This window comes from Pseudomonas ulcerans (assembly GCF_036324125.1).
GTDB classification, from domain to species: domain Bacteria; phylum Pseudomonadota; class Gammaproteobacteria; order Pseudomonadales; family Pseudomonadaceae; genus Aquipseudomonas; species Aquipseudomonas ulcerans.
On the sequence record NZ_JAZDQN010000003.1, the window covers coordinates 149,826 to 168,587 of the forward strand.

The following is an 18,762-nucleotide window of genomic DNA, read 5'->3' on the forward strand; positions in this document are numbered from 1 at the left end:
CTCCCCATGACCCTTTCCTTTCGCACCTTGCGCCTGGGCCTGATCCTGCTGTCGATCAGCGCCGGCACCCTGATCGCCGCGACCCTGGCCATGCATCACGCGCAGCGCCAGGCCATGGTCGAGGACGCCACCCGGGCCAGCCAGCAACTGGGCCTGTACGCCAACTCGCTGCATACCCTGATCGAACGCTACCGCGCCCTGCCGGCGGTGCTCGCCCTCGACCCGGAACTGATCAGCGCCCTGCGCGGCACGGTCGATCAGGAAACCCAGGACCTGCTCAACCGCAAGCTGGAGCGCATCAACGGCGCGGCCAATTCCTCGACCCTGGAACTGCTCGACCGTACCGGCCTGGCGGTGGCCGCCAGCAACTGGCGCCTGCCCAGTACCTACGTCGGCCACAACTATGGTTTCCGCCCCTACTTCAAGCAGACCCGCAGCCAGGGCACCGGGCGCTTCTACGCGGTCGGCGTGACCAGCGGCATTCCCGGCTACTTCCTGTCCAGCGCGGTCACCGACGAGCAGCAGGGCTTTCTCGGCGCCATGGTGGTCAAGCTGGAGTTTCCCGAGCTGGAGCGCGAATGGCGCCAGGGCAACGACATCGTCCTGGTCAGCGACGGGCGCGGCATCCTCTTCATCGCCAACCAGGACGGCTGGCGCTACCGCAAGCTGAACACCCTGTCGGCCCACGACTTCAACGAACTGGAGCAGACCCGCCAGTACGACAAGCAGGCCCTGGTGCCGCTGCAACGCCAGGTCCTGGAACGCTTCGACGACAACAGCAACCTGGTGCGCGTGCAGGGTCCGCAAGGCACGCTCGACTACCTCTGGGAAAGCCTGCCGCTGGAAAGCGAGGGCTGGACCCTGCACCTGCTGCGCCAGCCACAGACCGGCAATGACGGGCGCAATGCCGCCCTGGCGGCCGCGGCGATCTGGCTGAGCCTGGTGTTCGCCGCGCTGTTCGTCAGCCAGCGCATGCGCCTCGCGCGTTTGCGCCAGCGCAGCCGCGAAGAGCTCAAGCAACTGGTCGAGGAACGCACCCGCGACCTGCGCACCGCCCAGGAGGGCCTGGTGCAGTCGACCAAGCTGGCGGCACTGGGGCAGATGTCCGCGGCCCTCGCCCACGAGCTCAACCAGCCGCTGACCACCCAGCGCATGCAACTGGCGACCCTGCGCCTGCTGCTGGACAACGACCGCATAGACGACGCCCGCCAGTCCCTGGTGCCGCTGGAGCAGATGCTGACGCGCATGGCCTCGCTCACCGGCCACCTGAAGACCTTCGCCCGCAACAGCCCCAGCGGCCTGCGCGAGCGCCTTGACCTGGCCACCGTGGTCGACCATGCCTTGCAATTGCTGGATGCGCGGATCCGCGCCGAGAACGTCAGCACCGCGCTGTACCTGGCCCGCCCGGCTTGGGTGCGCGGCGATGCGATTCGCCTGGAGCAGGTGCTGATCAATCTCCTGCGCAACGCCCTCGACGCCATGGCCGACAAGGGTTTCCGCCGCCTGGAGATCCGTATCGACGGCGAAGACGGCGGCTGGCGCCTGAGCGTGCTGGACAGCGGCGGCGGCATCGCGGCCGAGCATCTGGGCAATGTCTTCGACCCGTTCTTCACCACCAAGCCGGTGGGCGAAGGCCTGGGGCTGGGCCTGGCGATTTCCTATGGCATCATCCACGAGGCCGGCAGCCGCCTGGAGGTGGATAACCAGCCTGGCGGCGCCCGCTTCAGCTTCACCCTTTCCCGCGACCCGGAGCCTGCATGTTGAACTCGGTGATAGTCGTCGACGATGAAGCCAGCATCCGCACGGCGGTCGAGCAGTGGCTGGGCCTGTCGGGCTTCCAGGTGCAGCTGTTCAGCCGCGCCGAGGACTGCCTGGCCGCGCTGCCGGAGCACTTCCCCGGCGTCATCCTCAGCGATGTGCGCATGCCCGGCATGGATGGCCTGCACTTCCTCGGCGAGTTGCAGGCCCGCGATGCCGACCTGCCGGTGATCCTGCTCACCGGCCACGGCGACGTGCCCATGGCGGTGGAAGCCATGCGCAACGGCGCCTACGACTTTCTGGAAAAGCCCTTCAGCCCGGACAGCCTGATGGGCAGCCTGCGTCGCGCCCTGGAGAAACGCCGGCTGGTCCTGGAAAACCGCCGCCTGCACGAGCAGGCCGACCTGAAGAGCCGTCTCGAAGCCACCCTGCTGGGCATGACCCAGGGCATGCAGCAACTGCGTCGCCAGGTGCTGGAGCTGGCCGGGCTGCCGGTCAACGTGCTGATCCGTGGCGAGACCGGCAGCGGCAAGGAGCAGGTCGCCCGTTGCCTGCATGACTTCGGCCCCCGCGCGGCCAGGCCCTTCGTGGCGCTCAACTGCGCGGCGATTCCCGAGCACCTGTTCGAGGCCGAACTGTTCGGCCATGAGAGCGGCGCCTTCACCGGGGCCCAGGGCAAGCGCATCGGCAAGCTGGAATACGCCAACGGCGGCACGGTGTTCCTCGACGAGATCGAAAGCCTGCCGCTGGCCCAGCAGGCCAAGCTGTTGCGGGTGATCCAGGAGCAGAAGCTGGAGCGCCTTGGCGCCAACCAGAGCATCGCCGTGGACCTGCGCATCGTCGCCGCGACCAAGCCGGACCTGCTGGAAGAGGCGCGTGCCGGGCGTTTCCGCGAAGACCTGGTGTATCGGCTGAATATCGCCGAGCTGCGTTTGCCGGCGTTGCGCGAACGGCGCGAGGACATCCCCTTGCTGTTCGAGCATTTCGCGCGACGAGCCGCCGAACGGGTCGGCCGCCAGGCGCCGCCGCTGAGCATCGCCCACCTGGGTCAACTGCTTGGGCAGGACTGGCCGGGCAATGTCCGCGAACTGGCGAATGCCGCCGAGCGGCATGCCATGGGCCTGAGCGATCCGGCGGCGCCGCAGGTGGCCAGCGATCCTTCGCTGGCGGCACAGACCGAAGCCTTCGAGGCCAACTGCCTGCGCACCTCGTTGCGTCGGCACAAGGGCGAGATCAAGGCCGTGATGGAAGAGCTGCAACTGCCACGGCGGACCTTGAACGAGAAGATGCAGCGGCATGGGCTGGTGCGGGAAGACTTTCTCGAACGCTCCTGAACATGAGCGGGAATCCGCTTAGTAGTCACAAGCGATAAGCGGAAATCCGCTTACTCGACCCTTCTTCGTTATTGACTGTACCGGCCTCATCGCGGGTGAACCCGCTCCCACAAAGTCTGTGTCGAGTCCGTATTCCGCGGCTTTCCCAGGTCCTGTGGGAGCGGGTTCACCCGCGATGGGGCCGCGGTTTTTTTCCTGGCACACCTCCTGCTATAGCCCCCGCAGGCTGCGTTCCCAACGCGCTCCACAAAAACAACGATGAAGGTCCCGTCCAATGGATAACTCTTCCACCCTGCCTGCCGGGGCGGCCGCCACGTCCGCACCGGAAAAAACCACTCGCAGTCGTCTCAAATCGATCTTCAGCGGATCGGTCGGCAACATGGTCGAGTGGTACGACTGGTACGTCTACGCCGCGTTTTCCCTGTACTTCGCCAAGGCCTTCTTCCCGGCCGGCGACACCACCGCACAACTGCTCAACACTGCCGCGATCTTCGCCGTGGGCTTCCTCATGCGCCCGATCGGCGGCTGGCTGATGGGCCTCTACGCCGACCGCAAGGGCCGCAAGGCCGCGCTGATGGCCTCGGTGCTGCTGATGTGCTTCGGCTCCCTGGTCATCGCCCTGACCCCGGGCTACGAGACCATCGGCGTCGCCGCGCCGATCCTGCTGGTCATCGCCCGCCTCATGCAGGGCCTGTCGGTGGGGGGTGAATACGGCACCTCCGCCACCTACCTCAGCGAGATGGCGACCAAGGAACGTCGTGGCTTCTTCTCCAGCTTCCAGTACGTCACCCTGATTTCCGGCCAGCTCATCGCCCTGGCCGTGCTGATCATCCTGCAGCAGACCCTGACCACCGAACAGCTCTACGCCTGGGGCTGGCGCGTACCCTTCGTGATCGGCGCGCTGTGCGCGGTGGTCGCGCTGTACCTGCGTCGTGGCATGGAAGAGACCGAGTCCTTCACCAGGAAGGAAAAGCCGAAAGCCAAGGAAAGCCTGATGCGCACCCTGCTGCGCCATCCGAAGGAACTCGCCACCGTGGTCGGCCTGACCATGGGCGGCACCCTGGCCTTCTACACCTACACCACCTACATGCAGAAGTACCTGGTCAACACGGTGGGCATGAGCATCACCGACTCGACCATGATCTCGGCGGCCACCCTGTTCCTGTTCATGTGCCTGCAGCCGGTGATCGGCGGGCTGTCCGACAAGATCGGCCGGCGTCCGATCCTGATCGCCTTCGGCGTGCTGGGGACGATCTTCACCGTACCGATCCTGTCCACCCTGCATACCGTGCAGACCTGGTGGGGCGCGTTCTTCCTGATCATGGCGGCGCTGATCATCGTCAGCGGCTACACCTCGATCAACGCCGTGGTGAAGGCCGAGCTGTTCCCCACCGAGATCCGCGCTCTGGGCGTGGGCCTGCCGTATGCCCTGACCGTATCGATCTTCGGCGGCACCGCCGAGTACGTGGCGCTGTGGTTCAAGAGCAACGGCATGGAGACCGGCTACTACTGGTACGTCACCGGCTGTATCGCCATTTCGCTGCTGGTGTATGTGTTCATGAAGGACACCCAGAAGCATTCGCGGATCGTCACCGACTGATTGCTTGATGTAGTGATTCGCTGAAACACCAAGCCCCCGGCCGCAAGGCCGGGGGCTTTTTCATGCATGCCGGGTCAGGCGTTTTGCGCTACCCGCTGCACGCGCCGGGTGTTGTAGAAGTACGCCATCCCTACCATCAGCAACAGCACCCCGCCGAGCACCGCCGACGAACCCACGGTGCCGAAGTCCAGCCCGCCCTTCTCATACGGCTTGGTCAGGAAGTCCCCCAGGGTGGCGCCGAACGGCCGGGTCAGGACGAAGGCGATCCAGAACAGCGCCACCGGGGAAATCTTCGTCACATAACGGGCGATCACCACCAGGCAGATCGCCGAGCCGATCAACAGCGCACCGCCGGCAAAGCCCAGCCCCGAGTCGTCCGCCAGATAATCGCCCAGCGCCGTGCCCAAGGTGTTGGAGAACAGGATCGCGACCCAGTAGAAGATCTCGCCGCGCCGGCTGCTGATGTGATTGACGTTCAAGGTGTTGCCGCTCATCCGCCACAGGGCGAAGGTCAGGGCGAGGATACCGATGAGGATCGCCGAGCCGGTGGCATAGCCCAGGCCCAGGGTGCGGTCCATGAAGTCGGACATGGTGGTGCCGGCGGTACTGGTGGAGAGGATCACCAGCCAGTACAGCGCCGGATGGTATTTGCGCGACACCAGCTGGGCCAGCAGCGTGGCGAGGAACAGGCTGATCAGGATGATCGAACTCAGCGCATAGCCGACGTTCAGGGTCATCGATAGCAGGTCGCCGGCGGTTTCGCCGAGGGTGGTGGCGCAGATCTTCATGATCCAGAACGCCAGGGTGATTTGCGGGAGTTTATTCATTGTGCGTGTCGCTCTCCGGGGTCAGATGCCGCGAAGACTGCTCATGGGCCAATGAAAAATGGGTCAGTGGGAAATGAAAAAAGCGTGGGTGAACAATCTTTCATTTTTCCAGTGAGCACCAGAGGCCACTTGTGGGAGCGGGTTCACCCGCGATTGCGGTAGTGGGCCCACGGACGTAATCGCGGGTAAACCCGCTCCCACAGGGTTTTATGCCGATCAATTGATCTATTTATTTGATTTTTATGGCCGATTTTTTGCGCTTTTTAATCAAATTAATCGGCGTAGCATCAACTCCATAGAAACAAGCAACTCAACTCACTACCCCGGAGCAACCACCATGAAAAGCAAACTGATCCTGACCCTGGCCTTCTCTGTACTGACCGCCAACGCCTTCGCCGCCGACGGTTCCGACCGCACCGGCAGCCACAACTTCAGCCACCCGCAAGCTCACGCCGCCGCTGTCGCTGAAGATGGCTACGACCGTACCGGCGCTGCCAAATTCGCCGAAGACGGCTTCGATCGCACCAACGGCGCCAAATTCGCCGCCGATGGTTTCGACCGCACCCAGGCACACCGCTTCAGCTAAGACCTGAAGCTTCACCTTCCACAGCCCGGCTTCGGCCGGGCTTAGTCATTTTCAGCGGCCGACACTCTTGGCACACTAGAACGCTCCGTATTCCCGTCCCAAGGCCCGCTCGATGTACTACTACGAACCCGCAAAAGGCCACGGCCTGCCCCACGATCCGTTCAACGCCATCGTCGGCCCGCGCCCGATCGGCTGGATCTCGTCCCAGGATGCCCAGGGCCGCCTGAACCTGGCGCCCTATAGTTTCTTCAACGCCTTCAACTACATCCCGCCAATCGTCGGTTTCTGCAGCGTCGGGCGCAAAGACAGCCTGAACAACATCGAGCAGACCGGCGAGTTCACCTGGAACCTGGCGACCCGGCCACTGGCCGAAGCGATGAACCAGAGTTGCGCGGCGGTGCCGCCGGAGGTCGACGAGTTCGCCCTGAGCCAACTGACCCCGGCGCCGTCACGGGTGATTGCGGTGCCGCGGGTGCAGGAAAGCCCGGTGTCGTTCGAGTGCAAGGTGAGCCAGATCATCCAGCTGCAACGCGCCGACCAGCAGTTGGTGCCGAGCTGGCTGGTCCTGGGTGAGGTAGTGGCGGTGCATATCGCCGAGCATCTGCTCAAGGACGGTATCTACGACACCGCCGCTGCCCGGCCGATCCTGCGCGGCGGCGGACCGGCGGACTACTTCGAGCTGGGCGAGCTGTTCAAGATGAGCCGCCCGCAGGCCTGAGGCGGGCGCCTACCAGACCAGTTCGGCGTCGGCGCTGACGCCTTGCAGGCGTTCCAGTTCGGCACTGGCTGCCTCGTCGGCGGCCATGGCGGTCTTGAATACCTGGCCGTCCAGCACCTTGTGGAAGGTGGGTGCGCCCACGGCTCCCAGGCCCTTTACCGCGATCGCGGCGTGGTAACCGCCCTCGGTCGGCACCATTGCCGAGACCGCTTCAAACCCTACGAATACCCTGCGCGCCATTGTCGTCAAACCCGGTGATTGCGAAAAAGGCCGCCATTCTAGCTGAAGGTGTGCAGGTCGAGGCTGTCCAGCACCCGCGCCTGAACCAATTCGCCGAACAGTTGCAGGCTGGGCGAGTTGAAGTAGTCGTTCATTGCCGACTGGTCCTGCCACTGGCTGCTGAGCAACCAGAGATGACTGTCGGACGTCGAGCATTGCAGGCTGAAGCCGAGGCAACCCGGGGTCGTGCGGGTGGGCTCGCGCAGTTGTTGCAGACGCTCGCCCAGTTCGGCGGAACGGCCCGCGCTGGCGCGCACGAAGGAAAGATGGCTGACCGGTCGAGATGTCGTCATGTTCAGTGCTCCTTAAAGCGGCCAGGGGAAACTTGCCAGGCTGCCAAGATTAGCCAGCGCGCCGCCACCGACGTTAGGCGGATGCTGTCGGCGAATTGCCTGATCCTGCATGTCTCCCTTGCACCCCACACCGGGTTCGTGGAGTACCCTCGCATCCGTCGGCCCCACTTCGGGCAAGCGCAATCGCTTCAATTTGGTGACAAGCCGTACCGTTCGGCAGGATCGTGCAAGAACCCGACAGCTTTCGGCTAGCGCCAGGACTTGCACAAACCTATGCTGCAAAAATCCGCCGAGGAACCTTCTCCATGTCAGTCGTCGAACCGCTCGATCCCGCGCTCGAATCCCTGCGCGAAACCCTGGCCGACCTGGTCCGCCGCCATGCCGCGCCAGTGGCTAACGATCCTTCGGCGATCCGCGACCTGTTCCTGGTCCGCCACGAAGAAAACATCCGCTCGATGCCAACCCTGGCCCACCCCGCCCTGTGCATCCTGGCCCAGGGCAGCAAGGCCGTGCACCTGGGCGACGAGCGTTATGTCTATGACCCGCTGCACTACATGGTGGTGTCGGTGGCGATGCCGATCAGCGGGGTCTACCTCGACGCCAGCCCGGAGAACCCGAGCCTTGGCATCCGCCTGGACATCGACCCGGCGGAAATCAACAACCTGATCGCCGACGCCGGCCCCATGGGCGTGCCCTCGGCCTCCGGACGCGGGCTATTCGTCGAGCGACTCGACCCGGCGCTGCTGGATGCCCTGATTCGCCTGATCCGCCTGCTGGACACGCCGAAGGACATACCGGTCCTGGCGCCGTTGATCCGCCGGGAAATCCTCTATCGGCTGCTGCGCGGCAAGCAAGGGCATCGCCTGTACGAAATCGCCATGGCCAACAGCCAGACCCATCGGGTCTGCCAGGCCATCCAGTGGCTCAACGATCACTACGACAAGCCGCTGCGCATCGAGGAACTGGCCAGGGAAGTGAACCTCAGCGTCTCGGCCCTGCATCACCGCTTCAAATCGGTGACCTCGATGAGTCCGTTGCAGTACCAGAAACAGCTGCGCCTCCAGGAAGCCCGTCGGTTGATGCTCAACGACGGCCTGGAGGCGGCGGTGGCGGGGTATCGGGTGGGTTATGAAAGCCCTTCGCAGTTCAGCCGGGAATACAGCCGGCTGTACGGCGCGCCCCCGTTGCGGGACATGGCGCGCCTGCGCAACGCGATCTAGGCGAGCACGGTTTCGGTCCAGCGGCGCTGGTCGATCTCGATCAGCGTCGGGCCCTGGCGACCGGCGGCTTCTACCAGTGCCGCCTTCAAGGCGTCCACTTCATGCACGGCCTCGGCCACGCAGCCAAAGCCCCTGGCGATGGTGACGAAGTCCGGGGTGTGGATATCCACGCCCACCGGTTCGATGGCACGGTTGACCATGTAGCGCTTGATCTCTTCGTAACCCTGGTTGTTCCACAGCAGGACGATCAGCGGTACCTGCGCTTCCACGGCGCTGGCCAGCTCCGGCAGGGTGAACTGGATTCCGCCGTCGCCGATCAGGCACACCACCGGCAGGCGCCGGGCCGGCTCTTCCGCGCTGCCCAGCCAGGCGCCCATGGCCGCCGGCAGGGCGTAGCCGAGGGTGCCGTAGCCGGTGGAGGCGTTGAACCAGCGACGCGGGTGATCGAGGTCGAGGGTCAGGTTGCCGGTGTACACCGGCTGGGTCGAGTCGCCCACCAGTACCGCCTGCGGCAGGGCTTCAAGGATGCTCTTGAGGAACAGGGTCTGCGCCTGGGCGGCGTCATCCCACAGCCCGGCCAGGGTTTCTCGCAGGCGCGCGGCGCGTGCCGGGCCCCAGTCGCCGGCACGCACCGGTGCCGGCAACTCGGCCAGGGCATGCAGCAGCGCGTCGCTGGCCGCCGCCGCATCGGCCACCAGCGCCAGCTTCGGCGGGTAGTTGCGCACGGTCTGGTCCGGGTCGATATCGATGCGCAGCAAGCTGCCGGGGATCTCGAAACCACCCTTGAAGGTCACGTCGTAGTCGGTCTCGGCCAGCTCGGTGCCGATGGCCAGGACCACGTCGGCCTCGCGCACCAGCTCTCGGGTGGCGACCAGCGATTGGGTCGAGCCGATCAGCAGCGGATGGTCGGATGGCAGCATGCCCTTGGCATTGATGGTCAGTGCGACGGGCGCCTGCAGGTACTCGGCGAGGCGGGTCAGCGAGGCACTGGCGGCAATCGCACCGCCGCCGGCGAGGATCAGCGGATGGCGCGCGCCGGCGAGCATTGCGGCCATTCTGGCCACCGGCGCGGGGGCGGCACCGGCACGGTCGACAGGCACGGGCTCGACGTTGAGCAGGTGATCGGCGTCCTCGACGATCACGTCCAGCGGAATCTCGATATGCACCGGGCGCGGGCGCGCTCCTTCGAACACGGCAAAGGCACGGGCCAGCACCTGCGGCAGGTCGTCGGCGCTCATCAGGGTGTGGGAGAACGCGGCGACGCCGGACACCAGTTCGCTCTGGTTCGGCAGTTCGTGCAGCTTGCCGCGACCACCGCCCAGGGCATTGCGCGACTGCACGCTGGAAATCACCAGCATCGGGATCGAATCGGCGTAGGCCTGGCCCATGGCCGTGGTGATGTTGGTCATGCCCGGGCCGGTGATGATGAAGCACACCCCCGGCTTGCCACGGGTGCGCGCATAACCGTCGGCCATGAAGCCGGCGCCCTGCTCGTGGCGCGGGGTGACGTGGCGGATGCGCGACGACGCCAGGCCGCGATAAAGCTCCACGGTATGCACGCCGGGGATGCCGAAGACATGGTCCACACCGTAGTCTTCGAGGAGTTTTACCAGCACTTCGCCGCAAGTCGCCATGTTCGTTCGCCTGTTGTCTTTAGTTGGAACAAGGGCTTCATTGGACCGCCCGGTGGCTACCGGCACAATGCAAACTTCCTCATACTAGCCATGCGCCCAGATCATGGCTTACGACAATGAAACGACTCCCGCCCCTGCCCGCCCTGCACACCTTTCTCGTCACCGCCCAGTGCTGCAACTTCACCCGCGCCGCGCAGCAGTTGCACCTTACCCAGGGTGCGGTCAGCCGGCAGATCGCCGGGCTGGAAGAACACCTCGGCTACCCCTTGTTCATCCGCCAGGCCCGTGGCCTGAGCCTGACCCGCGAAGGCCAGGAATGGCTGCCGCGGGTACAGCAGGTGTTCGCCCTGATCGAGGACGGCGTGCAGCAGATCGGCACCCCTCACGGCACCTTGCAGCTCAAGGCGCCGACCTGCGTGATGCGCTGGCTGCTGCCGCGCTTGATGGAATGGCAGGCGTTGCGCCCGGATGTGCCGGTAGAGCTGACCACCACCATCCAGCATGGCGTGGATTTTCGCCGCGAGGGCTTCGACGCGGCAGTGGTCTACGGGGCCGAACCGGAGGCCGGGCAGGTACTGAAGCTGTTCGATGAGGAATTGACCCCGGTGTGCTCGCCGCAGTTGCTGGCGGGCAAGCTGGCGTTGCGCGAGGTGGCGGATCTGCGCGGGCAGATGCTGCTGCATCCCGCGCGGGACGAACGGGATTGGCAGACCTGGCTGGAAGCGGCCGGCAGCGGGCTGGAGATCCAGGGCAAGCGCCAGCATTTCGAGACCCTGGACATGGCGATGGCCATGGCGTCGCAGGGAACCGGGGTGGCGATCGGGGACTGGGCGTTGATCGGCGAGGACCTGGCCAGTGGGCGGCTGGTCATGCCGTTCGGCTTGAGGGTGGCGACGGGGAAGGCGTATTACCTGGTGCTGCCGGGGAAGGTGACGGCGCCTGGGTTGGTGGAGTTGCTGGAGTGGTTGCAGGGGCAGGCCGGTCGGCGGTGAGCCCTATCGCGGGTAAACCCGCTCCCACAGGTTCAATGCATATCCTGGGATTTGCACCGAACAGGCAGGAGCGGGTTCACCCGCGATGAGGCCCTCAATTCAACTCAGTAGCCGACCGTGAAGCGCTGCCGCGAATGCTTCGGCTGCTCCACTTCATCCAGCAAGGCAATGGCGTAGTCGGCGAAGGTGATCCAGCTCTTGCCGTCCGCACCGATCAGCAGGTGATCCTTGCCCAGCTTGTAGCTGCCGGTCCGCGGCCCTTCGACGAACTCCGCCGACGGCGAGAGGAAGGTCCAGTCCAGTTCCTTCTCCTGGCGCAGGGTCTCCAGGTACACCGCGCCAGCACTGGCCTCGGCCTTGTAGGCCTCGGGGAAATCCGGGCTGTCGATCACCCGCGTGTCATCCGGCAGCAGCAGGCTGCCCGCTCCGCCCACCACCAGCACGCGCTTTACCCCGGCTTTCTTCGCCGGGCCCAGCAGGGTCTCGGCAGGAATCCCGGAAAAATGCGCGGCGCTCAGCACCACGTCATGCCCGGCCAGCGCCTGTTGCAGCGCGGCGGCATCCTTGATGTCGAGTGCCACCGGGGTCACCCCGGCACGACCTTCCAGCTTCGCCGGATTGCGCGCGATGGCGGTCACGCTGTGGCCACGGCGCAGGGCCTCTTCCAGCAACTGGCCGCCAGCACGGCCGGTGGCACCGATGATTGCGATCTTGCTCATAAAACCTCCAGACGGATGTGAATGACTTACCACTGCATTTCGCCCTTGGCGACCTTGGCGCTCAGCTCCAGCGAGCTTTCCTCGCCCAGGCCCGGGTAACGTTTCTTCATCGCCGCGATGAGGGCGTCGGCATTGGCCGCACGGGCCGTTTCCTCATCGAAGGCGCGGATGTAGTTGCCAGTGAAGCGCACGGCTTCCAGCGAACGGCTGCTCTGCCCCAGGTAGTGCCCAGGGACTACGATCTTCGGCTCCAGGCGCTCGATCCGCTCAAGGCCAACCAGCCAGTCGGCATGGGATTGCGCGGTCTGGGTGTCGGCCATCCACACGTGCTGGTTTTCCGCGACCAGGATGCCGCCCACCACCGCCTTGATCGACGGAATCCACACGAAGCTGCGATCCGGCTGCGGTCCGTCGAGACCGACCACCTGCAACACCTGCCCTTCCAGCATCAGCCGATCGCCTTCCAGGACCTCGGGCAGCACCAGGCGCTGCGGCTTGTCGGCGCCCATCTGCGGGCCCCAGTAGGCAAGCTTGGCGTCCATGGTCTGCTTGATGTGCTCGACGGTCGGCTTCGACGCCACCACCCGCACGCCAGGGAAGGCGCGCAGCACGGTGTCGAGGGCGAAGTAGTAGTCCGGGTCGCCATGGCTGATGTAGATCGTGGTCAGGGTCTTGCCGCTGGCCTTGAGCCGGGCCACCACCTGCTCGGCCTGGGCCTTGCCGAACTGGGCATCGACCAGGACGGCATCGTGTGCACCGCTGACGATCACCGAGGTGACCGGGAACAGCGCGTCGGTGCCGGGGTTGTACACGGTCAGTTGCAATGGCGCCTCGGCGGCCGTGGCGCGGGCGACCCAGAGCAAGGCGACGAAGGCCAGGAGCAGACGGCGTGGGGAGAAGAGACGAAGCATCGGGGAATCCTGTGCAAGTTGATGGCCACAGCTTAGTTGCACGATTCACAGCAAAAAATGCGATGCTTCGACATAGTTTGTTTCTGAAACCGGACATATCCATGGACCGTCTTACCGCCATGCGGGTCTTCGTCACCGTCGTCGACCTCGGCAGCCAGTCTGCCGCCGCCGATCATCTCGACCTTTCCCGCCCGGTGATTTCCCGCTACCTGGCTGACCTGGAGAACTGGGTCGGCGCACGCCTGATGCAGCGCACCACGCGCAAGCTGAGCCTGACCGCCGCCGGCAAGGAAACCCTGCCGCGCTGCCGGCAACTGCTGGAGCTGGCCGGCGACCTGCAAGCCGCGGTCAGCGCCCCGGACCAGGCGCCGCGCGGCGAGTTGCGCATCAGCGTGAGCACCTCGTTCGGCCAGGCACAGCTGGTGGACGCCATCGCCGAGTACGTACGGCGTTATCCGCAGGTGAAGGTCGACCTGCAGATGCTCGACCGCACCGTTAACCTGGTGGACGAACGCATCGACCTGGCGATCCGCACCAGCAACGACATCGACCCGAACCTGATCGCCCGGCGCCTGAGCACCTGTCACTCGGTGATCTGCGCGTCGCCCGGCTACCTGCGCGAGCATCCGGCGCCGCAGGTGGTACAGGACCTTTCCGGACACAACTGCCTGACCCACTCCTACTTCGGCCACAGCCTCTGGCACTTCGAGGTGGACGGCGAAAGCGTCTCGGTGCCGATCCACGGCAATATCAGCGCCAACGAAGCGCTGACCCTGCAGCAGGCGACGCTGGCCGGGGTCGGTATCGCCATGCTGCCGACCTACCTGGCCCACGGGCCGATCCGCGCGGGCGAGCTGGTGCGCCTGCTGCCCCAGGCGAAACCGCGGACGCTGAACCTCAATGCGGTCTACACCTCGCGCAAGCACATGCCGGCGACCTTGCGCAGCATGCTGGACTTTCTCGCCGAGCGATTCAGCGATCCGCCGGAGTGGGATCGCGGGCTGACCTGAGCAGGCGCGCCGGTGCTGGACTACGCTGGTAACAGAACGTGTGGGTTGCAGGAGGTCGGCATCATGGGTGTCAAATCCAGGAAATGCGCCATCGTCTTCGCCATCGCCGCTGTCATGGGGCTCTATGCCACCGCCGCCTGGCGCGTGGAACAGACGCGCAACCAGCCCTGGTCGGCGGCCAGTTGCTCGCTGGCGCATTGCGTACCGCATACGGCGACGTTGAGCGCCTTGAGGTAGGCAGCGCCACTGATCGCCACGCACCGGCACAGACAATCTTCACCTGATCCTTAGCAAGCTATCAGTTAAACTCGGCAAAAAAACATTCCGAGCCTTGCCGTGACCCTACCCAACACCCCGCCGCAACCCGCCATTCGCACGGTGCTCGTCGCGCTGATGCTGGCGATCTTCCTTGGTGCCCTGGACCAGACCATCATCGCCGTGTCGATGCCGGCGATCTCCGCGCAATTCAACGATGTCGGCCTGCTGGCCTGGGTGATTTCCGGCTACATGGTGGCAATGACCGTGGCCACGCCGATCTACGGGAAGCTCGGCGACCTCTACGGCCGGCGCCGGATGATCCTCAGCGGCACGGCGATCTTCACCCTCGCCTCGGTGTTCTGCGCCCTAGCCCAGAACATGGAGCAACTGGTACTGGCGCGGGTGATCCAGGGTATCGGTGCCGGTGGCATGGTCTCGGTCAGCCAGGCGATCCTCGGCGACCTGGTGCCACCGCGGGAGCGCGGGCGCTACCAGGGCTATTTCAGCAGCATGTACGCCGCCGCCAGTGTGGTCGGGCCAGTACTGGGCGGCCTGATGACCGAGTACCTGTCGTGGCGCTGGGTATTCTGGCTCAACCTGCCCCTGGGCCTGACGGCCTGGTGGGTGACCCGCAACAGCCTGCGCGGCCTGGCCACGCCGCAGCGCCAGGCGAAGGTCGACTACCCCGGCGCCCTGCTGCTGATCCTCGGACTGACCGCCCTGCTCCTGGCCATCACCCTGATCGGCCAGGGCCATGCCTGGCACAGCGATGCGGTGCTGGCCCTGCTGGGCGCCGCGATCCTTGGCCTGACGCTTTTCGTCTTCTACGAACGCCGTGCGCCGGAGCCGCTGCTGCCACTCCAGCTGTTCGGCAACCGCGTCGCCGTGCTGTGCTGGTGCGCGATCTTCTTCACCAGCTTCCAGGCGATCTCCCTGACCATGCTCATGCCCCTGCGCTACCAGAGCATCACCGGCGCCGGGGCGGACAGCGCCGCGCTGCACCTGCTGCCCCTGGCAATGGGCCTGCCGATCGGCGCCTATTGCGCCGGACGCCTGACCAACCTGACCGGGCGCTTCAAGCCGCAGATCCTCTTCGGCAGCACGCTGATGCCCCTGGCCATCGTCGGCATGGCTTTGAGCCCACCCTCTTCCACCTTGCTCAGCGGCCTGTTCATGCTGCTGACCGGAATCGCTGGCGGCGCGCAGTTCCCCACGTCGCTGGTGGCGGCACAGAGCGCCGTGCAGCCCAAGGACATCGGCGTGGCCACCAGCACCACCAACCTGTTCCGCTCCCTGGGCGGAGCGGTGGGCGTGGCGCTGATGTCGGCGCTGTTGCTGGCGATGCTGCAGGACGGCGGCTACGCCCTGGCCGGAGAAGCCTTGCTCGGCAGCCTGCGCGCCGGTGAAGCGAGCCTGCAGGTGCAAGCCGAGCTGTCGGTGACCTTCCGCAACCTGTTGCTGGGCAGTGCCGCGATCTCGCTGCTGGGCCTCGCCGCCGCCCTGGCATTGCCCAACCGCGAACTGCGCGGGCACTGATCAGCGGCGCCGCTGCACCCAGGCCACGGCCAGGCCGCTGAGGCAGATGATGGCGATGCCGACCACGCCATAGGCGTCCGGGCTGTGGTCGAAGACCAGGTAGCCGAACATCCCGGCGAAGAGGATCTGCCCGTAGCTGAACGGCGCCAGCATGGCCGGCGCGGCGTGCTTGAAGGCCGAGGTCAGGAGCATGTGGCCGAGCATGCCGCAGGTACCCAGGCCAATCATGAACAGGGCGTGGGTGAAGCTCGGCACGCTCCAGAAGAACGGCACCAGCGCAGTCATGATCAGGCTGTTGAAGATGCCGGTGAGGAAGTTGCTGGTGGTCGGGCTGTCGGTGGCGCTGAGCTTGCGCGTCAGCAACTGGTAGCAGCCGAAGCAGAAGGCCGAACCCAGCGGCAGCAGGATCGCCGGGGTGAACAGCGCACCGCCGGGGCGAATCACGATCAGCACGCCGATGAACCCTGCCGACACGGCCATCCACTGTCCGCGGGTGACCTTCTCCCCCAGCAGCGGCACCGACAGCGCGGTCACCATCAGCGGCGCGAGGAAGTTCACCGCCGTGGCCTCGGCCAGGGGGATATAGCGCAGGCCGGTGGTGAACAGCAGGCTGGTGCCGATCAGGCAGAGCGCCCGGGCCAGTTGCAGCAGCGGCCTGCGGGTGCGCACCACCGCCGAAAGCCCGGTGCGCGGCACGAACACCACCAGCATCAGCAGGGTGTGCACCACGTAGCGCGCCCACACCACCATGACGATGGCGTAGAACCCGGAAAGGTATTTGGACAGCGCGTCGTGGCTGGCGAACAGCAGCACCGCCAGACAGATCAGGGCGATCCCCCGCAACGGTTGGTCAGCGCCTTTCATTGTCGCGGTCTGCACAGTCATGGACGGGCTCGATGAAGAAAATTTAATTAGCCAGCTAAGTATTCAAGCGCACTTAGCCTACATAATGAAAACGCCGGTCTGATTCTTGCCCAGGCCGGCGTCTGACACAACTCAACGAAACGGCAATTACATGCCTTCACAATTGCTCACAAAACCTCAATTGCGCAGGGAGGGGCTCAAGCGCAGCATGTCCAGCCCGGTATCGACCCAGCGCTCGGCGTCCCCGAGCAGGTCGAAGCTGTCTGGCAGGAGCAGCCAGCGGCGAATCAACCCGTCGATATAGGCGAACAGCGCCAGCGCGGCGTGCTCCGGGTTCACATCCGCCGGCAACTGCCCACGCTTGACGGCATTGCCCAGGGAAACGCTGATGCGCTCATGGCAATCGATCACCGCGTTCTGGCGCTGGACGCGGATTTCGCACATCTCATCGGTGAATTCACACTTGTGATGAAGGATTTCATTGATACGCCGCGTCTTCGGGTCGCTGGCCATCTGGTGCATCAACTGCACCAGCAGCTTGCGCATGCAGCCCAGCGGGTCGAGTTCATCCTCGCTTTCGCTGGCCCGGGCCAGGGCGTCCAGCGGCTCTTGCAGGGTGTCGAGCAGCGCCTGCACCAGCTCGGCCTTATTGTCGAAATGCCAGTAGATGGCGCCGCGGGTGACGCCGGCCAGCTCGGCAATATCCGCCAGGGTGGTGCGGGCGATACCGCGTTTGTAAAAGGCTTTTTCCGCAGCTTCGAGAATCTGGTTACGGGTTTCCTGTGCTTCCTCTTTGGTTCGACGGACCATGGCAGTACAACCTCATCAAAGGGCCGGGCGCCTGCATCCAGCGGCCGGTTTCCGAGCCGGTGCGGCGGGGTCTGGCCGCGTTCCGGGAGTTCTGGTTTCGCGCCTTGCTGTATTCGGGAGGACAAGGTAGCGGGTGTTTACAAACAAGCATGAATGTAAGTATATTCCTTAGCATCCTACTTATCTAGCGCATATTTCCTACAACCCGTTTTCCATTACTCTTGAGCGTCTTCAGCTCTTTCTGACCCGAGGATCTTCATGCAATTCAAGCCAGCTGTTACCGCTCTGGTTTCCGCCGTCGCCCTGGCAACACTGCTCAGCGGCTGTAAAAAGGAAGAAGCGGCGCCCGTGGCGCAGGCTCCTCAGGTCGGCGTCGTCACCCTCCAGGCCCAGCCCTATACCCTCGTCTCCGATCTGCCGGGTCGCACCATCGCGTACCGGGTGGCGGAAGTACGTCCGCAGGTCAACGGCATCATTCTCAAGCGCCTGTTCAAGGAAGGCAGCGAAGTGAAGGAAGGCCAGCAGCTCTACCAGATCGACCCGTCGGTGTACGAGGCGACCCTGGCCAGCGCCCAGGCCAACCTGCAGTCGACCAAGTCGCTGTCCGATCGCTACAAGCAACTGGTGAGCGAACAGGCCGTCAGCCGCCAGCAATACGACGACGCGCAGGCCAAACGTTTGCAGGCTGAAGCCACGCTGAAGAGCGCGCAGATTGACCTGCGCTACACCAAGGTCCTCGCCCCGATCAGCGGTCGTGTCGGTCGCTCCGCCGTCACCGAAGGCGCGCTGGTCAGCAACGGCCAGTCCACCGCGATGGCGACCATCCAGCAACTGGACCCGATCTACGTCGACGTCACGCAGTCTTCCGCAGAACTGCTGAAGCTGCGTCGCGAGCTGGAAAGCGGCGCGCTGAAGAAGGTCGGCGACAACGCCGCCGAAGTCAGCCTGAAGCTGGAAGACGGCAGCACCTACGCCCAGAAAGGTCGCCTGGAGTTCTCCGAAGTGTCGGTCGACGAGACCACCGGCTCGGTCACCCTGCGCGCCGTGTTCCCCAACCCGGAACACAACCTTCTGCCAGGCATGTTCGTCCACGCCCGCCTGAACAACGGCATCAACGAGACCGCGATCCTCGCCCCGCAGCAAGGCGTGACCCGCGACCTCAAGGGCCAGGCCACCGCCATGGTGGTCAACAAGGACAACAAGGTCGAGCTGCGTCAGTTGAAGGCCAGCCGTACCGTTGGCAGCGACTGGCTGATCGAGGAAGGCCTGAATGCCGGTGATCGCCTGATCACCGAAGGCCTGCAGTACGTCAAGCCAGGCGTCGAGGTGAAGGTCAGCGAAGCGACCAACGTCAAGCCTGCCCAGCCAACCCAGGCCAGTGCCGCGAGCGCAGGGGCCAAAGGGGAATAAGCC

The 18,762-nt window shown here is 65.0% G+C and carries 18 protein-coding genes and 1 pseudogene; 11 read left to right on the plus strand and 8 right to left on the minus strand.

Annotation, left to right across the window (positions count from 1 at the left end):
• Positions 1-6: 6 nt before the first annotated feature.
• From V0R59_RS04220 to V0R59_RS04230, 3 genes are all read left to right on the plus strand, one after another.
• Positions 7-1,764 (plus strand): ATP-binding protein, encoded by a 1,758-nt coding sequence (locus V0R59_RS04220; protein WP_330073401.1) that lies wholly within the window; start codon positions 7-9, stop codon positions 1,762-1,764.
• On the plus strand, positions 1,758-3,092 hold the full coding sequence (locus tag V0R59_RS04225) for a sigma-54-dependent transcriptional regulator (RefSeq protein ID WP_330073400.1): 1,335 nt from the start codon (positions 1,758-1,760) through the stop codon (positions 3,090-3,092). Before V0R59_RS04220 ends, V0R59_RS04225 begins: the two co-directional genes overlap by 7 nt.
• 274 nt (positions 3,093-3,366) lie before the next feature.
• Positions 3,367-4,692, plus strand: coding sequence for an MFS transporter (locus V0R59_RS04230; RefSeq protein WP_330073399.1), 1,326 nt, complete (start codon positions 3,367-3,369; stop codon positions 4,690-4,692).
• Between the two features lie 74 nt (positions 4,693-4,766).
• Here the strand turns inward: V0R59_RS04230 and V0R59_RS04235 are convergent, their stop codons facing one another.
• Positions 4,767-5,519, minus strand: coding sequence for a COG4705 family protein (locus V0R59_RS04235; protein WP_330073398.1), 753 nt, complete (start codon positions 5,517-5,519; stop codon positions 4,767-4,769).
• Between the two features lie 337 nt (positions 5,520-5,856).
• Here V0R59_RS04235 and V0R59_RS04240 point away from each other — a divergent pair.
• Together V0R59_RS04240 and V0R59_RS04245 are read left to right on the plus strand one after the other, a co-directional pair.
• Positions 5,857-6,102: pseudogene (locus V0R59_RS04240) on the plus strand (hypothetical protein); the annotation flags it as partial.
• 115 nt (positions 6,103-6,217) lie between these two features.
• Positions 6,218-6,823 (plus strand): flavin reductase family protein, encoded by a 606-nt coding sequence (locus V0R59_RS04245; protein WP_330073397.1) that lies wholly within the window; start codon positions 6,218-6,220, stop codon positions 6,821-6,823.
• 9 nt (positions 6,824-6,832) lie between these two features.
• On the opposite strand, the gene V0R59_RS04250 is transcribed toward V0R59_RS04245, so the two are convergent.
• Together V0R59_RS04250 and V0R59_RS04255 are read right to left on the minus strand one after the other, a co-directional pair.
• Positions 6,833-7,063: a hypothetical protein gene (locus tag V0R59_RS04250; RefSeq protein ID WP_330073396.1), complete on the minus strand. Its 231-nt coding sequence runs from the start codon at positions 7,061-7,063 to the stop codon at positions 6,833-6,835.
• A gap of 38 nt (positions 7,064-7,101) precedes the next feature.
• Positions 7,102-7,395 (minus strand): antibiotic biosynthesis monooxygenase family protein, encoded by a 294-nt coding sequence (locus V0R59_RS04255; protein WP_330073395.1) that lies wholly within the window; start codon positions 7,393-7,395, stop codon positions 7,102-7,104.
• A 305-nt stretch (positions 7,396-7,700) separates the two neighbouring features.
• Between V0R59_RS04255 and V0R59_RS04260 the strand changes: the two genes are divergently transcribed.
• The gene (locus tag V0R59_RS04260) at positions 7,701-8,615 is read left to right on the plus strand and encodes an AraC family transcriptional regulator (RefSeq protein ID WP_330073394.1); all 915 of its coding nucleotides are present in this window, start codon (positions 7,701-7,703) and stop codon (positions 8,613-8,615) included.
• Here V0R59_RS04260 and V0R59_RS04265 read toward each other — a convergent pair.
• Positions 8,612-10,249, minus strand: coding sequence for a 5-guanidino-2-oxopentanoate decarboxylase (locus V0R59_RS04265; protein ID WP_330073393.1), 1,638 nt, complete (start codon positions 10,247-10,249; stop codon positions 8,612-8,614). The genes V0R59_RS04260 and V0R59_RS04265 overlap by 4 nt on opposite strands.
• 116 nt (positions 10,250-10,365) lie before the next feature.
• On the opposite strand from V0R59_RS04265, the gene V0R59_RS04270 reads away from it, so the two are divergent.
• Entirely contained in the window at positions 10,366-11,241 is an 876-nt protein-coding gene (locus V0R59_RS04270) for a LysR substrate-binding domain-containing protein (protein ID WP_330073392.1), read from the plus strand.
• 104 nt (positions 11,242-11,345) lie between these two features.
• On the opposite strand, the gene V0R59_RS04275 is transcribed toward V0R59_RS04270, so the two are convergent.
• Together V0R59_RS04275 and V0R59_RS04280 are read right to left on the minus strand one after the other, a co-directional pair.
• The gene (locus V0R59_RS04275) at positions 11,346-11,960 is read right to left on the minus strand and encodes an NAD(P)-dependent oxidoreductase (protein WP_330073391.1); all 615 of its coding nucleotides are present in this window, start codon (positions 11,958-11,960) and stop codon (positions 11,346-11,348) included.
• A gap of 26 nt (positions 11,961-11,986) precedes the next feature.
• Entirely contained in the window at positions 11,987-12,871 is an 885-nt protein-coding gene (locus V0R59_RS04280) for an MBL fold metallo-hydrolase (protein WP_330073390.1), read from the minus strand.
• A gap of 101 nt (positions 12,872-12,972) precedes the next feature.
• Between V0R59_RS04280 and V0R59_RS04285 the strand changes: the two genes are divergently transcribed.
• From V0R59_RS04285 to V0R59_RS04295, 3 genes are all read left to right on the plus strand, one after another.
• Complete coding sequence (locus tag V0R59_RS04285; RefSeq protein ID WP_330073389.1) at positions 12,973-13,881, plus strand: LysR family transcriptional regulator; 909 nt, start codon at positions 12,973-12,975, stop codon at positions 13,879-13,881.
• A 63-nt stretch (positions 13,882-13,944) separates the two neighbouring features.
• Positions 13,945-14,118 carry a hypothetical protein gene (locus V0R59_RS04290; protein WP_330073388.1) on the plus strand — a complete coding sequence of 58 codons (174 nt, stop codon included), beginning with the start codon at positions 13,945-13,947 and terminating at the stop codon, positions 14,116-14,118.
• Positions 14,119-14,274: 156 nt separating this feature from the next.
• Positions 14,275-15,675, plus strand: coding sequence for an MDR family MFS transporter (locus V0R59_RS04295; RefSeq protein ID WP_330073562.1), 1,401 nt, complete (start codon positions 14,275-14,277; stop codon positions 15,673-15,675).
• On the opposite strand, the gene V0R59_RS04300 is transcribed toward V0R59_RS04295, so the two are convergent.
• On the minus strand, positions 15,676-16,560 hold the full coding sequence (locus tag V0R59_RS04300) for a DMT family transporter (RefSeq protein WP_330073387.1): 885 nt from the start codon (positions 16,558-16,560) through the stop codon (positions 15,676-15,678).
• A 156-nt stretch (positions 16,561-16,716) separates the two neighbouring features.
• Positions 16,717-17,349 (minus strand): TetR family transcriptional regulator, encoded by a 633-nt coding sequence (locus tag V0R59_RS04305; protein WP_330073386.1) that lies wholly within the window; start codon positions 17,347-17,349, stop codon positions 16,717-16,719.
• 258 nt (positions 17,350-17,607) lie between these two features.
• On the opposite strand from V0R59_RS04305, the gene V0R59_RS04310 reads away from it, so the two are divergent.
• Positions 17,608-18,759, plus strand: a complete 1,152-nt coding sequence (locus tag V0R59_RS04310; RefSeq protein ID WP_330073385.1) for an efflux RND transporter periplasmic adaptor subunit — start codon at positions 17,608-17,610, stop codon at positions 18,757-18,759.
• Positions 18,760-18,762: the final 3 nt, after the last annotated feature.

Excerpts from the sequence above, each read along its gene's own strand:
- V0R59_RS04270 (WP_330073392.1), top strand. The coding sequence starts at position 10,366 with ATGAAACGACTCCCGCCCCTGCCCGCCCTGCACACCTTTCTCGTCACC.
- V0R59_RS04285 (WP_330073389.1), top strand. The coding sequence starts at position 12,973 with ATGGACCGTCTTACCGCCATGCGGGTCTTCGTCACCGTCGTCGACCTC.
- V0R59_RS04230 (WP_330073399.1), top strand. The coding sequence starts at position 3,367 with ATGGATAACTCTTCCACCCTGCCTGCCGGGGCGGCCGCCACGTCCGCA.
- V0R59_RS04220 (WP_330073401.1), top strand. The coding sequence starts at position 7 with ATGACCCTTTCCTTTCGCACCTTGCGCCTGGGCCTGATCCTGCTGTCG.
- V0R59_RS04290 (WP_330073388.1), top strand. The coding sequence starts at position 13,945 with ATGGGTGTCAAATCCAGGAAATGCGCCATCGTCTTCGCCATCGCCGCT.
- V0R59_RS04300 (WP_330073387.1), bottom strand. The coding sequence starts at position 16,560 with ATGACTGTGCAGACCGCGACAATGAAAGGCGCTGACCAACCGTTGCGG.
- V0R59_RS04275 (WP_330073391.1), bottom strand. The coding sequence starts at position 11,960 with ATGAGCAAGATCGCAATCATCGGTGCCACCGGCCGTGCTGGCGGCCAG.
- V0R59_RS04280 (WP_330073390.1), bottom strand. The coding sequence starts at position 12,871 with ATGCTTCGTCTCTTCTCCCCACGCCGTCTGCTCCTGGCCTTCGTCGCC.
- V0R59_RS04260 (WP_330073394.1), top strand. The coding sequence starts at position 7,701 with ATGTCAGTCGTCGAACCGCTCGATCCCGCGCTCGAATCCCTGCGCGAA.
- V0R59_RS04265 (WP_330073393.1), bottom strand. The coding sequence starts at position 10,249 with ATGGCGACTTGCGGCGAAGTGCTGGTAAAACTCCTCGAAGACTACGGT.
- V0R59_RS04245 (WP_330073397.1), top strand. The coding sequence starts at position 6,218 with ATGTACTACTACGAACCCGCAAAAGGCCACGGCCTGCCCCACGATCCG.
- V0R59_RS04310 (WP_330073385.1), top strand. The coding sequence starts at position 17,608 with ATGCAATTCAAGCCAGCTGTTACCGCTCTGGTTTCCGCCGTCGCCCTG.
- V0R59_RS04225 (WP_330073400.1), top strand. The coding sequence starts at position 1,758 with ATGTTGAACTCGGTGATAGTCGTCGACGATGAAGCCAGCATCCGCACG.
- V0R59_RS04305 (WP_330073386.1), bottom strand. The coding sequence starts at position 17,349 with ATGGTCCGTCGAACCAAAGAGGAAGCACAGGAAACCCGTAACCAGATT.
- V0R59_RS04250 (WP_330073396.1), bottom strand. The coding sequence starts at position 7,063 with ATGGCGCGCAGGGTATTCGTAGGGTTTGAAGCGGTCTCGGCAATGGTG.
- V0R59_RS04255 (WP_330073395.1), bottom strand. The coding sequence starts at position 7,395 with ATGACGACATCTCGACCGGTCAGCCATCTTTCCTTCGTGCGCGCCAGC.
- V0R59_RS04295 (WP_330073562.1), top strand. The coding sequence starts at position 14,275 with ATGCTGGCGATCTTCCTTGGTGCCCTGGACCAGACCATCATCGCCGTG.
- V0R59_RS04235 (WP_330073398.1), bottom strand. The coding sequence starts at position 5,519 with ATGAATAAACTCCCGCAAATCACCCTGGCGTTCTGGATCATGAAGATC.